Source organism: Halarsenatibacter silvermanii, assembly GCF_900103135.1.
Classification (GTDB): Bacteria; Bacillota; Halanaerobiia; order Halanaerobiales; family Halarsenatibacteraceae; genus Halarsenatibacter; species Halarsenatibacter silvermanii.
Map to the genome: position 1 here is coordinate 20,149 of NZ_FNGO01000025.1, position 15,951 is coordinate 36,099.

Annotated in this window: 16 protein-coding genes; 1 reads left to right on the top strand and 15 read right to left on the bottom strand. The window is 41.6% G+C overall.

Features of this window, described 5'->3' with window-relative positions; translation table 11 throughout:
- Positions 1 to 67: 67 nt before the first annotated feature.
- Together BLT15_RS10960 and BLT15_RS10965 are read right to left on the bottom strand one after the other, a co-directional pair.
- Positions 68 to 682, bottom strand: coding sequence for a 2-oxoacid:acceptor oxidoreductase family protein (locus BLT15_RS10960; protein WP_089761682.1), 615 nt, complete (start codon positions 680 to 682; stop codon positions 68 to 70).
- Complete coding sequence (locus tag BLT15_RS10965) at positions 675 to 2,582, bottom strand: thiamine pyrophosphate-dependent enzyme (protein WP_089761684.1); 1,908 nt, start codon at positions 2,580 to 2,582, stop codon at positions 675 to 677. Before BLT15_RS10965 ends, BLT15_RS10960 begins: the two co-directional genes overlap by 8 nt.
- Positions 2,583 to 2,954: 372 nt before the next feature.
- Here BLT15_RS10965 and BLT15_RS10970 point away from each other — a divergent pair, with 372 nt between their 5' ends.
- A complete protein-coding gene (locus BLT15_RS10970) occupies positions 2,955 to 3,956 on the top strand; it encodes an MBL fold metallo-hydrolase (RefSeq protein ID WP_089761686.1) in 1,002 nt (333 codons plus the stop codon).
- A 2-nt stretch (positions 3,957 to 3,958) separates the two neighbouring features.
- On the opposite strand, the gene BLT15_RS10975 is transcribed toward BLT15_RS10970, so the two are convergent.
- The 13 genes from BLT15_RS10975 to BLT15_RS11040 form a co-directional block, all read right to left on the bottom strand.
- The gene (locus BLT15_RS10975) at positions 3,959 to 4,330 is read right to left on the bottom strand and encodes a NifB/NifX family molybdenum-iron cluster-binding protein (RefSeq protein ID WP_089761688.1); all 372 of its coding nucleotides are present in this window, start codon (positions 4,328 to 4,330) and stop codon (positions 3,959 to 3,961) included.
- 121 nt (positions 4,331 to 4,451) lie between these two features.
- On the bottom strand, positions 4,452 to 5,345 hold the full coding sequence (locus BLT15_RS10980) for an ATP-binding protein (protein ID WP_089761691.1): 894 nt from the start codon (positions 5,343 to 5,345) through the stop codon (positions 4,452 to 4,454).
- The gene (locus BLT15_RS10985; RefSeq protein WP_089761693.1) at positions 5,342 to 6,193 is read right to left on the bottom strand and encodes an ATP-binding protein; all 852 of its coding nucleotides are present in this window, start codon (positions 6,191 to 6,193) and stop codon (positions 5,342 to 5,344) included. Before BLT15_RS10985 ends, BLT15_RS10980 begins: the two co-directional genes overlap by 4 nt.
- 9 nt (positions 6,194 to 6,202) lie before the next feature.
- A complete protein-coding gene (locus BLT15_RS10990; RefSeq protein WP_089761695.1) occupies positions 6,203 to 6,571 on the bottom strand; it encodes a NifB/NifX family molybdenum-iron cluster-binding protein in 369 nt (122 codons plus the stop codon).
- A gap of 137 nt (positions 6,572 to 6,708) precedes the next feature.
- Positions 6,709 to 7,077, bottom strand: a complete 369-nt coding sequence (locus tag BLT15_RS10995; protein ID WP_089761696.1) for a DUF5320 domain-containing protein — start codon at positions 7,075 to 7,077, stop codon at positions 6,709 to 6,711.
- Between the two features lie 336 nt (positions 7,078 to 7,413).
- Positions 7,414 to 8,502 carry an HD-GYP domain-containing protein gene (locus BLT15_RS11005; RefSeq protein ID WP_089761700.1) on the bottom strand — a complete coding sequence of 363 codons (1,089 nt, stop codon included), beginning with the start codon at positions 8,500 to 8,502 and terminating at the stop codon, positions 7,414 to 7,416.
- Positions 8,503 to 8,701: 199 nt separating this feature from the next.
- A complete protein-coding gene (locus BLT15_RS11010; protein ID WP_089761702.1) occupies positions 8,702 to 9,589 on the bottom strand; it encodes a D-ribose ABC transporter substrate-binding protein in 888 nt (295 codons plus the stop codon).
- A gap of 43 nt (positions 9,590 to 9,632) precedes the next feature.
- Entirely contained in the window at positions 9,633 to 10,517 is an 885-nt protein-coding gene (locus BLT15_RS11015) for an ABC transporter permease (RefSeq protein WP_089761713.1), read from the bottom strand.
- Positions 10,518 to 10,603: 86 nt separating this feature from the next.
- The gene (locus tag BLT15_RS11020; protein ID WP_089761704.1) at positions 10,604 to 12,097 is read right to left on the bottom strand and encodes a sugar ABC transporter ATP-binding protein; all 1,494 of its coding nucleotides are present in this window, start codon (positions 12,095 to 12,097) and stop codon (positions 10,604 to 10,606) included.
- Positions 12,097 to 12,495, bottom strand: coding sequence for a D-ribose pyranase (gene rbsD, locus BLT15_RS11025; RefSeq protein ID WP_089761706.1), 399 nt, complete (start codon positions 12,493 to 12,495; stop codon positions 12,097 to 12,099). Before rbsD ends, BLT15_RS11020 begins: the two co-directional genes overlap by 1 nt.
- A gap of 15 nt (positions 12,496 to 12,510) precedes the next feature.
- A complete protein-coding gene (rbsK, locus tag BLT15_RS11030) occupies positions 12,511 to 13,413 on the bottom strand; it encodes a ribokinase (RefSeq protein WP_089761709.1) in 903 nt (300 codons plus the stop codon).
- Positions 13,414 to 13,425: 12 nt separating this feature from the next.
- The gene (locus BLT15_RS11035) at positions 13,426 to 14,463 is read right to left on the bottom strand and encodes a LacI family DNA-binding transcriptional regulator (protein WP_089761711.1); all 1,038 of its coding nucleotides are present in this window, start codon (positions 14,461 to 14,463) and stop codon (positions 13,426 to 13,428) included.
- A gap of 235 nt (positions 14,464 to 14,698) precedes the next feature.
- Positions 14,699 to 15,951, bottom strand: a 1,253-nt coding sequence (locus BLT15_RS11040; protein ID WP_143423073.1) for a diguanylate cyclase domain-containing protein, incomplete at its 5' end; no start/stop codon positions are given.

Below are 15,951 nucleotides of genomic sequence, written 5' to 3' on the forward strand. Positions count from 1 at the left end.
AGTCCTATTTATGGCCTGAAATAAATGCTGGTTCTGGAAAAACAACCCGGGATGAAGGAAAAATTGTCTATTCCTTTTCTACCAATTCATCAAAAAGCTCCATATTCGCCTCCAGCATGGACCCGGACATAAGATCCCTCAAAGCCTGACGGTAATGATCCGGCTGGAGTCCGGAGATTTTCTCCTTTCGGGCCATATTCCCCATAAGCACAACATTCTGCCTACGAGAATCCTCCAGGTCATCTTTGTAGACCCGGGTCAGTTCAGCCTCATACCTCTCCGCATATTCCTCTAATTTTTCTCCGGTGGTATCTTCCTCTTCTCCCAGGCGGGTGGAAAGGGTCTGCCAGGAAACATCGTAATAGATCAGCTCTCCCCCGGGCTTTAAATGAGTGGCCAGACCACGAAGGGCTTCATTTCTTTCCATGGCTATAACCTTATCCGCCTGACCTTTCTGAATAAGCGGTGAATGTATGCCCTGACCCAAACGCAGATTGGAAACCACCATACCTCCGCGCTGGGCCAGTCCGTGGGTATCCACGCCCCTGACTTCATAGCCGGCATAATCTGCAGTCCGAATCATGGTTTCGCTGAGTAAATTGATTCCCTGACCGCCAACTCCTATCAGAAAAAGATCCAATTTTTCGGCCAGCTCGTTCTGATGATCCAGCCTCTTATTCATCACCGTCACCTCCTGTTTCCTCCCGCACAAACTCAATGGCGCGGGTGGGGCAGGTCTGCAGACAGGAACCGTCTCCAATGCACAGATCTTCGTGGGCCCAGATGGTGCCATCTTCCTCTTTTTGAAAGGTGGGACAGGCAAAATCCTGGACACATTCATAAATCTGCGCACATTTTTCCTGGTCGATTCTGACATTTCGATCCCTGTAATCCCCTTTGCGGCGTTGTTCCCTGGTAAACTTGAGCATACAGGGATGGCTGGCAATAACCACATTAAATCCTTCTTCATCCACCTTCTCTTCGATCAATTCCTGCAGTCCCTGTTGATTGTAGGTGTCAATTTTACTGATATCATCAACCCCCATTCCTGCCAGCAGTTCTTTGATGGGAATGGCCTCAGTCGGCTCGTTGAAGTTGCCGCCGCTGGATGGATTATTTTGGTGACCGGTCATGGCTGTAGTATTGTTTTCCATGACCACCAGAGTCAGATCATGATCGTTGAAGACAGCATTGACTATCCCAGGCATACCGGCATGATAGAGGGTGGAATCGCCGATAAAGGCCACAACTCTGCGTTCATCATTATAAAGAGACATACCGGAACCGGTCCCCGGGGAATGTCCCATGCAGAGCAGCACCTCGCCCATATTATAGGGCGGCAGAAAACCCAGGGTATGACAGCCGATATCGGCCACAGTTATATCTTTTTCCCGCAGAGCTTTTTTGATGGGATGGAAAGCGGAACGATGGCCGCAGCCCGGGCACATCTGAGGCGGCCTGGGTTCTAAAGGTGATTCCCGTTCTTTTTGAACTTCCACCAGCCGATCGGGAATCAAATCCGGCCAGGTTCTGTGCAGCACTTTGGCCACCTTATCCGGAGTGTATTCACCCATCCAGTCTTCGATTCCCTGTTTGCCTATTATTTCTGTAGAGATCCCTTCATCAAAGGCTAAGGATTTGATCTCCTCTTCCAGGACGGCATCGAGTTCTTCCAAAATTTTGACTTCTTTATGCTCCTGTAAAAACTCGATAATATCCTTATGATTTAAAGGTTGAACTGCTCCCAGCTTGAGAATGTCGGGCCGTTTACCCTCAACCTGTTCTAAAATATCCAGCAGTGACTGATGTGGAACCCCACCTGTGATGATACCACGCCTGTCATTGTTGTTGTCTTCAACTTTATTTAAATTCCTTTCTCTCACCATATTTCTGATTTTTTCACGTTTCTGAAGGGCCCGACGCTTCATGGGAAATACTTTATCGGTTATGGGAACATAGGGGCCATTTTCCGGGGCAAACTGCGGTCTATCATCAAATTCCACCGGATTCCAGCTGCCAAAAGCAACTTTTTCCTTGGCATGACAGACATGGGTGGTTAGTCTCAGAATTATGGGCATCTTCTCCTGCCGGGAAATCTCGGCTGCTTCCTGGTACATTTCGTAAACTTCCTGAGGCGTGGAAGGTTCCAGCACCGGGGTATAGGAAAGTTTGGAGTAATGTAAATTATCCTGTTCATTCTGAGAAGAATTAGCGCCAGGGTCATCCCCCAGCACAATTACCATACCGCCGATGAGCTCCATCAGGCCCAGCTGGACAAAAGAATCCGCCGCCACGTTGAGACCGACACTTTTGAAAAAAACAGTCGAGAGGCTGCCGTTGACGGAGGCTCCAAAAGCGACTTCGGCAGCCACTTTTTCATTGGTGGAAAATTCAAAATAAAAAGGGCGGTCTTCCCGGGGCATAGAGCGGATGTCTTCGGCAATTTCCGGGGTGGGAGAGCCGGGGTAAGAAGTGACAACTCTGGTTCCCGCCTCTACCATGGCCCGGACCAAAGCGGTATTTCCAATTACTATCTCTTCATTTTCCTCGCGCGCCAGCAGAACATCTTTCATCTTTTTCATGACATCACCACCTGAATATTTTCTAACACATAATAATTCTTCTTAATAAGTAGTTCTGGATAGATTATCTTTTTCCTGTATAAGAAAATATTTGCAGGCTGGTGAAAAATGTCAGATGAGCAGCGGAAGCAAGTTTTTTAGCTGCCTTAAGATTTTCTTCATATGGTGGCTTTTCTTTAAGCAAAATCACGCTGGATCAAAAGTGAGGTTAAATCATCCTGCAGGGACTTATCTCCTTTGAATTCAAAATCTTTGAATTGATTTGTTGGAGCATTATGTAAAATGCTTTTTGGCAAAATTTTTGTTAAGAGGATATAATGTTATCGAATCATGAGCAATTAATACTTTTAAATTAAAAAAGAGGTAATAAATATGAATTTTCGTATCCATCCTTTCTGGTGGCCGCTTTTAGTTGTGTTATCTCCATTGATAATTCCCTATCTGTTATTAAAATATAGATATTTTCAGAAAAATAAAAAGAAAGCAATGGAGACCAATCGAGCTAAAATTTCACGGGCAGAACCTTTACAGCTGCAAACAGCAGAGCAGGTTGAAATTACTGTGATTACTGAAGGAAAGTCCAAACCGGGCTACAAAAGTGAACCGGGAATTTCCTATCTATTGGAGACGGAAAATAATAAAATAATCTATGATTTGAGTATGAGGTCGGGGAGTGAAATCTTCGATCATAATTTTGCGAAATTAAGTCTAAATTCCAGCCGCCCGGATGCCGTTGTTATTTCTCATCTCCATCCTGATCATATGGGAGGAATCAGGGCAGCCAGAAAGAATGAGGTCAAAATTCCTGAATCTCATTTTTTTCTTACATCTGATGATGAGAGCCTGCCTGTATATCTGCCCGCAGATGCTGAAGTAAGCCCGGGTAAAGCTATAACTGTAAATTCACCTCAATTAATAACAGAAAGCCTGGCCACCACCGGCCCTCTTACGGGTAATTTGTTTTTTTCTGGGCCGACCAGGGAACAGGCCCTTATAATCAAGTTAAAAAATAAGGGGAAGATTATCATAACAGGGTGCGGCCATCAGGGACTGAAACCGTTGATTAAATTATCAGAAAAAATTGTCCCCGGAGATATCTATGCACTGGCTGGAGGCCTGCATCTGCCGGTAAAAAGCAGCAGAATGAAGAAAGCGGGAATTGATCTGCAGAGGATAATTGGAACGGGGAAGTCTCCCTGGCAGAAACCAGGGAGAGATGAATTAAATAATACCATTAAATTAATTAATGAAGTCAATCCAGAGCGAGTATTGCTTTCACCCCATGACAGCAGCGATTTTGCTCTTAGAGCTTTACAAAAACAGCTTTCAGCAAAAACAGACATCCTGAAAAGTGGTGATTCTTTTACAATCTAAAATTAATGACCGCATCCATGGCCGCCGCGTTCATGATGCTGGTCATGATCACAAATATTTCCCGCTTCATCCAGATTATCATTCAAAAATGCCTGTACGCAGGATTCGATTTCACCTTCTGCGCCTGTAACAACTTCAATATCGTTGTCGTGAAATATATTAATCGCTCTTCTCCCCATACCACCTGCAATTATACAGTCCACACCTTTGTCGTCAAGAAAGCGGGGCAAAAAACCTGGTTTATGGCCTGGATTATCAATTACCTGGGTTTTATTTATCTCCCCATTTTCTGTCTGCATAAGAGTGTATTCCGGACAGCGTCCAAAATGTGCTGCTACCTTTCCCTCTTCAGTCGGAACTGCGATTTTTTTCATTATAATCACCTCTTATTATGATTTGTGAGCTTTAAGGCAATATGATACTGAAATTTTTCAAACCCGCGGTCAGCTCCCCGGCCAAAAATTGTGTTCTCGTCGGCTCAAGAAGTAAATAACCTTATTTTAAAGACTCCACTGAGGAAGAATCCTGCCGAAAAATTTCATCTATTAGTTTCCAGATCTCAAATAAGCTCTCTGCTGCACTGCTATCCCTGGCATAATCAACGACCAATTCGCCTTCCTGCATGGCTTCTACTACTGATTCATCAAAAGGAACTTTTCCCCACAGCGGAATATTATTTTCTTTACAATAATCAGCAATATAATGAGTTAATTCTATATTTATATCATATTTATTTATCACCATATAAGCGGGAATCGAAAAGTGCTCAACCACTTCAACTATTCTTTTCAGGTCAGATATTCCCGTCTCAGTAGGTTCAGCAACGATAAGAGCTCCATCCGCTCCTCCCAGAGAAGCGATAACCGGACAGCCCACCCCGGGTGAGCCATCGATGATAAGCAGCTCATATTCATCTCTTTCTGCCCAGCTTTCTGCCTCATTTTTTACCCTGCTCACCAGTTTTCCGGAATTTTCAGCTCCTATTTTCAATCTGGCATGGACCATCGGTCCCGAGCGAGAATTAGAATAATAAATTTCACCCGTTTTCCTTTGCTGAAGTTTAATTGCATTTTCAGGACATATGGCCACACATAAACCGCAGCCCTCACATTTGTATTCCTTAATTTCATTTTCAGCATCGATAGCATTGAAGCTGCATATTTCCCGGCAATTTCCACAATCAGAACACAATTTATTATTTTTCACGGCCAGTTTGGCCCCATGATAGGACTCACTTTCGATTATCTCGGGTGCCATTAATAAATGAAGATTGGGAGCATCAACATCACAGTCTGCCAGAACTGCATTATCTGCTAAAAAGGCCAGATTGGCGGCGAAGGTAGTTTTACCTGTTCCTCCCTTACCACTTATAACAGTTAATTTTTTCATGCTGTCATCTCCTCAATATCAAACACAACCTGCCGGAATTTTTCCTGCCAGTCTTTCATTCTTTCTACAAAAGGTATTCCACGAGAATAAAGCTCGGCAATTTCCCGGGAAAAAGGGATCTTCAGCAGTATATCTATATCTTTTTCAGAGCAGAAATCTTCTATTTTTTTATCTGCCTCAGGCTGAGAGCGATTTATAATCACGGCATACTGTTTCCCCAGCTTTTCAACCAGGTCGACAGCTATTTCGAGGTCGTGAAGCCCAAAAGGCGTGGGCTCCGTGACCAGAACAACAAAGTCACTATCGCTGGCGCTTTCTATAGTCGGACATGTAGCTCCTGGAGGAGCATCAATAATCACCGTCTTATCTTTATTTATTTTTTTCTTCAATTCCTGGATTAGAGGCACCGCGGAAGCTTCTCCGATAGTCAATTCTCCCTGCCAGAAATCAATAATGGCCGGATTGTCTTTACTTTTACTCCCTGTTATTTTGCCTACTTCCCTCTTTTTATCTTTGATAGCATTTTCCGGACATATTATTCTGCAGCCACCACAGCTGCCGCATACTTCCGGATACACAATTATCTTTTCTCCCAGCATCATAAGAGCGTTATATTCACAGAAATCTATGCAATCCCTGCAGTTATTGCATTTATCCTGTTTTATCTCCGGTATATTACGATATATCGTCTCCGGCTTTCGAGAAATATCCGGTTTTAAAAAAAGGCCTGCATCGGGTTCTTCAACATCGGCATCCAAAAACTGAACATTTTCCAGGGCCAGAGCCAGGTTGGTAGCTGCAGTGGTCTTGCCCGTCCCCCCTTTACCGCTCATCACAGTAATTTTCATGAAATCACCCTATCTCCGTCCCGGATGTCGACTATTTGTGGGTTCTTCCGGCTGTTCAAGCTTTCCATCTGCAAAATCAGAAAGAGCTTCTTTCACAGTGGAGTCTTCGGTGAGATAAATTTCAATCTCTGCTTTCTGCAGTCCATCAAAAGCTTTGGGACCAACTCTACCGGTTATAAGAGCATCAACATCTCTATCAGCCAATGTCTGTACAGCCTGAACTCCCGCACCATGTCTGGTATCCCCTGCGGAATTTTTAATGAATTCTCCTTTTTCCTCATCGTCATCATAAATCATAAAATATGAACTTCTGCCGAATCTGCGATCTACTTTTACATCAGATGAACTTTTGCTTTCAGCTGTGATCGCAATTTTCATTGTTATTCACCTCTGTTGTGATATTTCAAAACCCCTGCCCCCCCAGAGCTTCCAGGAAAATAGGTGAACCTTTTAAAACCAGTCTGCTCCGCCTTCACAGGCGAAGCAGACAAAACTTGATTCATTTGACCAAAAATTTAATCAGTTTCCTCTCGGAGCTGTTCGATCCTATCTCTGACAGCGTCCAGCTGATCTTCCAGATCCTCAGCAGTCCTTTTTAAATTTTTTAGTTCTGTCTTTTTGGCCTCTTCTTCAGTCAGCTGAGTACTAACAAAAGGTGACTTTCTAACCCGTCCAGCCGGCGGACCAGCGGGTCCTGCAGTTCCTCTTCCTGCAGTTCCTCTTCTTCTACCACCCCGACCACCTCTAAATCCTCTGGCCAATCCCAATCCCTGGCCAGCACCAGAATTAACATAACCGGGTACATTAAAACCTGCACAATAGCCTGCACCTCGTCCGGTCATTTCGCCTAAACCATCAGGTCCTGTACCATCTCCGCGTGGCATAATAACCCCTCCTTTTTGAGCATTTATTCATTTCAACTTTATTCTAACATAGTTATAATCATATGTCAAAAAACAAAAAAGGACCATGAGCTCCCTCATGATCCCTGGCTTAACAGCAGTATAAATATATCAGAAATTTCCGCCCTCACATTTAAGCGATCGATAGTGTTTTGTGCACTGTTTCTGACTAATCAAACAGATAAGGATATTGATTTTATATCAGGCGGTAAGAATATTCGGGTATTATACAGGAAATTCAGGGGAGGCATTTTGGAGGGAGAAATTAAAAAACTGGAGGATTTTATCCCCCGGATTAAATTTCATTAAGATCTTCCTTCAGTTGTTGGAGATCACCTGAACTATTTCTCGTTCGGAAGTGAAAAGATTGATGAATTTACCCGCTGTTTCCACAATTTTTTGCTCGGGCTTGTTGGGAGGGTCATAGATTACTCTGCCTACTTTACCGTTATCAAGTTTTACCCTGGCTTCACTGTGAAATCCGACCATGTTTTCTCTAAATATATCGCAAAGCTCTTCATCGAAACTATTTGCCTGTTCCTGGCTTAAGTGTTTAATAACTTTAAAAGAAGGTTTTTCATCATTATATACTGTTTTGGAAACAGCTGCATCATAAACATCAATGATGGCTAAAATTCTGCCATAAAGAGGGATATTATGACCCTGTAATTTGAGAGGATAACCGCTGCCATCACAGCATTGATGGTGGGTTAAAATTCCCTGAACAGCTTTTTCTTTTAGGACTGGACACTCCTTAGCTATTTTGTAACCTTCATGAGCATGTTTTTTTACTTCAGCAAATTCTCCCGGTGTCAGAGCATCCTCCTTATTTAAAATATCATAGGGAACCTCAATTTTTCCGATATCATGCAGTAATCCCGCCATGATAAGCTGTTTTTTGTCCCCATCTTTCATCCCCAGCCAGTCGGCAAACATACTGGCCAAAATACTCACATCTAAAGAATGATGATACAGATAGTTATCTGGGTCCTGGATTGTACTAAATAAATTAACTAATTCCTGTTGGGCGCCTTCTTTTTCCTGCAAATCTTTAACTTTGTAAAACATTTTTACGAGCTGATCTGTGTCTATTTTTCTTTGTTGTCTGGTTTTGGAAAATAAATTTCGTGATTCATCGGAAGCTTCCTGATATTTTTCCTTGATTTCTTCTATTTTTTTAATATTATCGCTGCGTTTTTCCTTGCTTTCTTTTTCCACCGTTACCGACTTAATTCCATGTCTGTCCAGTAATTCAATAAATTTTTCATTCAAAATTGTTCCTGCTGGAACCAATATACCTCCATACTCATTTTTGACATTATCGGCCAGCTTCATGCCAGGCTTCAGTTTAAGTGTTGGAACTGTTTTTTGGCGAAGGTTAATTGCATTTTCTCTATTCTCTCTCATAACGGTAATCACCTTTAATTTGTGTGATCTTTTTATTGTGCGAATTATTGCTCTTTATGGCACTATAGTAGCAAATTTATATAACAAAATCAAGCAAATATGATTTAAATAAAAAAGCTGGCAGCCCGCCAGGACTACCAGCCAATGTAAAAATATAATTAAATTTAATCACTAAAAGCTTAATCTGTATCTGTCAGGATTACTGGGTGATCAATTCAAGTGGTACTGGGACGAATTCATCAACTTCTTCACCATCTAGCAATTGAACTGCCATTTCAACAGTCAGTCTTCCCATTTCTTCTGGCTGCTGAGCAATTGTAGCCTCCAAAGTGCCATCTTCAATTGCTGTTAAAGCATCATCAATTGCGTCAAAACCAACAACCATAATCTCATCAGTTAAACCGGCAGCATCAATAGCCTCAATTGCACCTAAGGCCATTTCATCATTATGAGCAAAAACAGCGTCGATATCTTCGTGGGCTTCTAATAAATCCTCCATTACACTCATACCTTCAGATCTACTAAAATCAGCAGGCTGACTGTCAATTATTTCTATGCCTTCAATTTCATCCATAACTTCATTGAATCCTTCGCCTCTTTCTCTTGCTGCAGAGGTGCCAGGAACACCCTCAAGTTCAATTAATCTACCTTCATTTTCTAACTGATCAGCTATATATTCTGCTGCCATCATGCCACCTTCAACATTATCGGAAGCAATGTGAGCTGTCACATCTGTTTCAGCACCCCTGTCAACAGTTATAACTGGAATATTCATCATATCAGCTTCTTCAATAGCAGGCACTATTGCATCTCCATCTACCGGGTTTATAGCAACTAAGTCCATTCCCTGAATAACTAAGTCCTCAACACTATTCATCTGAGTTGCAGCATCATCACCAGCATCAACAACAGTCAAATTAACTCCTAATTCTTCTGCAGTCTCTTCAGCTCCATCAGCTAAATCAACAAAGAATGGGTTTTCAAGAGTTGAAATTGCAAGACCAACATCATAAGCCTCAGCAGTACCAGCAAAGCCTGCCACCATCATGAATGCCATTATGACAATCAGAGAAACTACCTTTTTCATTTAATATTACCCCCTTTAAAATTATAGAGCTATCTATATTATCTTAGTCCCGGTGCTGAATACTATCCAGCAAGACCGCGACCAAAATAACCAATCCCTTTGCCACTTCTTGATAAAAAGAAGCGACACCTAACAGATTAAGACTATTATTCAAAACTCCAATTATTAAAGCGCCTATCAAAGTTCCACCTACAGTACCTTTACCTCCCACCAGGCTGGTACCACCTAAAACTACCATTGCGATAACATCAAGCTCATAGGCAACACCTGCTGTCGGTTGAGCTGAATTAAGCCTGGAGATCAATATAACTCCACTTACTGCAGATAAAAAGCCACTGATCGCATAAACTAAAATTTTAACCCTATCGGTATTAATGCCAGCCAGTCTGGCGGCTTTTTTATTGCCACCAACAGCATAGATATACCTGCCAAAAGTGGTTTTATTTAAGACCAAATAGCCAATAATAAGTATAACTGTAAATATAATTACCGGAATCGGAACCCTGCCAACCCTGCCTCCACCAATTCTTCTAAAAGCAAGGTCAAATCCGGAAATAGGCCTGCCACCAGTATAGACCAGTGTTAAACCCCTGGCAATACTCATCATCGCCAGAGTCACTATAAAATCAGGAAGTTTGGCCTTGGAAATCATCAGACCATTGAAAAGCCCGAGAGCAGTTCCTACAGCAAGACCAGTTAAAACTGCCAGAAAAATACTTATATCGCCATGAACCATCATACCTGCAGTCACAGCACCACTTAAAGCCATTAACGAACCGACTGAAAGGTCAATGCCCTGGGCCAGAATAACCATAGTCATTCCGACTGCCATAATCCCCATAATTGAAACCTGACGAAATATATTTAAAATATTTGGCAATGTCAAAAAACGATCACTTAAAAATGACATTACTATAACCATCGCCATCAGACCAACACCGGCTTTAAATTTATCTAAAAATTGCAAAATAAATTCTTTGTATTTACTGCTTGACTCATCATTTGCGTTTCCCACTATGAACTACCTCCTGTCGCCAAACTCATTATCTTTTCCTGAGTAGCTTCATCACCGTCAATTATCCCCTGAAGCTTTCCTTTATAAACAACACCAATTCTTGAAGTTAAATTTAAAATCTCTGGCAATTCAGAAGAGATAAATATAATAGTTACACCTTCAGAAGCAAGCTCTTTTATTAACTTATAAATCTCATGCTTTGCACCAACATCTATTCCTCTGGTCGGCTCATCCATAATTATTAATTTAGGATCAGTCGAAAGAACTCTACCTAATATCACTTTCTGCTGATTGCCACCACTTAAATTTTTAATTAATTTCCAGGGACCAGGGGTTCTGACATCTAATTTAGAAATGAAATCCTTAACCAGGTTTTTCTCTTTTCTCTTTGAAATAACACCTTTTACAAAAGTCAATTGTTCAAGAATCGACAGGCTCATATTTTCTCCGACTGAAAGCTCAGGTATCAGCCCTTCTTCTTTTCTATTTTCAGTTAGATAATAAACTCCATTGTCAATCGCATCACCAGGAGATTGAATATCCAGCTTTTTACCCTCTAGATAAATATCGCCAGTTCTCTTTTTATAAATACCGTATATAGCCCTGGCAATCTCAGAACGTCCAGCTCCCATCAAACCTGCCAGGCCAAATATTTCTCCTTTATTCACCTCAAAAGAGACATCTTCTATCAGGTCTGGAACAGACAGATTTTTAACCTCAAAAATAGGCTGGCCATCATCCATTTTAAAATCTGGAAATCTATCCTCAACATCCCGTCCTACCATCTGCCTGACAATCTCGTCTCTATTAGTATCGGCTACAGCCTGCTCCTTAACTTTATAACCATCTCTTAAAACCGTTACTCTATCGCAGATTTCAAAAATCTCTTCAAGGTGATGCGAGATATAAATAATCCCGATCCCCTCTTCTTTTAGATCCTCAATCAAATCAAAAAGAATTTTAACCTCCTGCTGGGAAAGTGAGGAAGTCGGCTCATCCATAGCAATAATTTCAGCATCCTGGGAGATTGCTCTGGCAATTTCAACCATCTGCTGTTTACCGATGGTCAGGTTTTTAATTTTTTTATTAATATTTATCTCTATACCCATATCTGCAAAAATTTCCTTAGTATCAGTCTTCAACTTTCTCTTATTTATCCAGCCCCGACCAGGCTCCCTGCCTAAAAAAACATTCTCAGCCACAGTTAACTCAGGTATTAATTCTAGCTCTTGATGAATAATTGCCAGCCCGGACTTCTGAGCCTCTGCTGGCTTACTAAATCTAACTTCTTTACCCTTATAAATTATTTTTCCTTCTTCATAATCAGGATGGATTCCAGTCAAAACTTTCATCAATGTTGACTTTCCGGCACCATTCTCACCAACCAATGCATGAACTTCACCTTTGTCTATATTAAAATCAACCCCTGAAAGAGCCTGGACACCAGGAAAGCTCTTGCTAATATTTTTCATTTCCAGTAATTTATCAGCCATTAAAAAGTCACCCCGGCGACCAATACAATATTGGCATAAGGTGAACATTCACCTGTTCGAATCACTGCTCTGCAGTCTTCAGTAAGCCTCTTAAATTCTTTATGACTAATATACTCTGGTTCGATCTCTGCAGGAAGTATTTTCAGTGTTTCATCTAAAATCCTCGGATTTTCAGCCTTTATATCTTCAGCCATTATCCCGGCCTCAATCTGATATTCAGATAAAACAGCTTTTAAAGTTCCTATAAAACCTGGCAGCCCGCAGCTTACCGCCAGATCAATCTTTTCAACTCTATCAGGAACTGGCAGCCCGGCATCTGCAATAACTATCTTATCTTTATGGCCTAAATCTGCAATCAGTCCACTTAAATAACTATTCAATAACTCTCCTCTTTTCATCTCACAGACCTCCTATCATTCAGATCTGGAACTTAAAAATTCAGCAAATTCCTCGCTGGTAAATAATGAACTCTGGGCACCGGGCCGACTAACTGCTGCTGAACCATAATAAATGCCCTCTCGAATAGCCTCTTCAAGACCAAACCCTTTGTTCAACGCTACTGCAAAGGCCCCAGCCAGAGCATCACCAGCTGCTGTCGTATCAACAACATCAATCTCAGGAGCAGTAAAATTCTTTATACCTTTATCATTTGCCAGTACTGCTCCATTACCACCTAATGTTAAAATTATATTCTTAACACCTCTTTTCAATAACTGGCTGCAGCCCTCTTCAATTTCTGTTGTGCCAGTCAACCTCTCTAATTCATTCTTGTTCGGCAATAGATAATCGACCCGGTTCAAAAGCTCATCTGGCAATTTTTGGGCAGGGGCAGGGTCTAAAATTACTGTAGTACCAGCTTCTGCAGCAAGCCTGGCAGCCTCAGTTACAGCTTCGAGTGGAATTTCAAGCTGAAACAGCAAAATCTCAGCATCCTTAATTCTTTCAGCCACAGAACAAATATCACCACTATCAAGGGTTCCATTGGCACCAGGAATAATTGTTATGTGGTTCTCACCATCATCAGTAACAAAGATATGGGCCGTCCCGGTCTCAATATCTGTAGTAATCAACTCCGTCTTAACACCCTGCCGATTTAAATTATCCTCTAAAGTCTGGCCAATATCATCAGCACCTCTGGCCCCAATGAATAGTGGGCTGGCACCTAAAAGGCCTGCTGCCGCTGCCTGATTGGCACCTTTTCCCCCGGAGTGCCTGGTAAAACTCTTGCCACTAATTGTTTCTCCAGGTTCAGGCAGTCTATAGCAATTAACAACAAAGTCCATGTTCATCGAACCAACTATTACTATCTCAGCCATAGCTTTCCTCCTCTAAACCCTTGAAGTAGAGCCTCTTTTAACCAACTGTGTCTCAAGAATCTGGTCATTAAAGAGGTTATCTCTATCCAGACTCCCTTTTTCCTGCTTAATCTCAATCAATTCAATCAACAACTCACTGGCCTTCCTGCCCAACTTATATTTCGGCTGGGCCATTGTTGTCAGAGCAGGATAAACAAGATTGGAAATTGAAATATTATCATGGCCTACTAAAACTATATCTTCAGGCACTTTAATGCCTTTTTGGCGACAGGCTTCGAGAACTCCTATAGCCATCATATCATTAGCTGCAAAAATTGCTTCAGGCAAGCTGCCTTTCTCAGTAATTTTCTTCAAGGCATCATACCCGGCTCTCTTACTAAAATCACCTTCGAAAATCATATCTTGATTAAAACTAAAATTATTAGCTAAAATAGCCTTCCTGTAGCCATTCTTGCGTTCCCGTCCTGGCACAGTCTGCAGATCACCTGTAATATGGGCTATCCTCTTATAACCCTCATCGATTAAAAACTGAACAGCTTTATAGGCAGATTTTTTATTATCAACCATTACCGCCGGATATCTGGAATCTGGTATCTTCCGATCTAACTGAACAACCGGTATCTTTTTATCCTCCAGACGCTTTAAAATATCTTTATTTGCTAGTGAAAGTGAGACAATCAATCCATCAACACTTTTTTGCAGCATTAAATCAATAACTTCTTTCTCTCTTTTTAGTTTATTATCTGTACTTGAAAAAATTACAGAATAAGAGCTGTCCTGAGCTTGATCCTCAACACCTCTGGCTACTTCAGGAAAATACGGATTATTTATATCGGGAATTATCAGCCCAATCGAATAAGTCTGATTAATAACTAAACTTCTGGCCATGCCATTTGGTCTGTAATTGGATTCTTTAATGACTTTTAAAACTTTCGCCCTGGTTGCATCCTTCACGTCAGGTTTATCATTTAAGACCCGGGAAACAGTAGTAACTGAAACACCGGATTTTTCAGCGATATCTTTTATTGTGATATTATTTCCCTCTGTCATTTAAATCACCTTGCTTATGTAATTTAACCGGGAAACTCATAGAAAGTTATATCATCTCAAGCCCTATTGAAAAGGTTACCGGTAACGTTTTCAATCACCATAATATAATATTATAAATATTTTTTCAAGCTCAGTTTCCTCAACTATGGGAGATAATATTCGATTAATTCTTCTCAACATATCTTCCTTTTCCATTATTAGATGGGCTGGTGGGCTACAGGGTGCGAATATTTACTCACTGCCTTGATCTCATCATCTTCACAAATTGTTCAGCCAATTCCGGGTCAAACTGCCCCCCTGCACACTCTTCTATCTCTTCTAAAGCTTCCTCATTACTCATGGCATCCTTATAGAGCCTGCCCGCCGTCATAACATCATAGGCATCTACAATGGAGATTATTCTTGATAATAATGGTATCTCTGCTTTTGCCAGGCCATTTGGATAGCCTCCGCCATCCCAACGCTCATGATGACATAAAATAGCTTTGGCTACAGAGACGAACTCTTTTGTAGATGAAGCGATATTATAGCCTCTCTCGGGATGTTCTTTTATTATCTTCCATTCTTCATCCGTCAAATCTCCGGGTTTGCTCGATATATCCATTGGAATTGTGGTTTTGCCTATATCATGAAGGGAAGCCAAAAGAGTTAAATTGTTTATCTGTTCTTTTGATAAAACTATCTTCTCTCCCAGCCTGTGTGCCAAATCGGTCATCCTCATGGCGTGCTCCATGGTCTCCTGGCTTTTGGCCGCTAGAGTATTGAGCATATTCTTCACCAGATTATTTTCTGCACTTTGAGATTTAGTGAGTTTGTCCTTATACATTTTCTTATCCGCTCTGGCTAAAATCTCTTCGAACTTTTCTTCTGTATCATGTTTGGCAGCAACTCCCACCCCCAGAGTGATGGGAATATCGCCGAATTCAGCTTTCTCGCAGGCATTTTCGATACGTGTGCATATCTTCAGAGCGATCTCTTTTTTAGTTTGCGGCAATAAAATCACAAACTCATCCCCGGCCCAGCGGGAAACTATATCTTCATCTCTGGTGCATGATCGCAGGATATCGGCCACATTCACCAGAAGTTCATCGCCTACTTTATGACCGTAGGCATCGTTGATAATCTTCAAACCGTTTACATCACACATAATCAAGCTGATCGGCAGCTGCCTTTCTGTATTCAGGCGTTCCATCTCTTCTGTCAGATAATAGCGATTATACAGATCGGTCAATCCGTCATGGTAGCTCAAATATTTTAGTTTCTCTTCTTGCTCCTTGAGCTCGGAGATATCCATCTGGATGGATAATACCCCATCTTCGCCTCCAGGCAGGCTCACCTTTGCTTCATTGAGCTGAACATCAAAACTGCTGCCATCTTTTCTGCAGCCTGTTGCCACATAATTTAGCTCTTCTCCCTTCATCACCCGGTCGATATTTTTCCGGAATTCTTCTCCGTGACCTTCAGGCACCAAAAATTCAAAAGCATTAT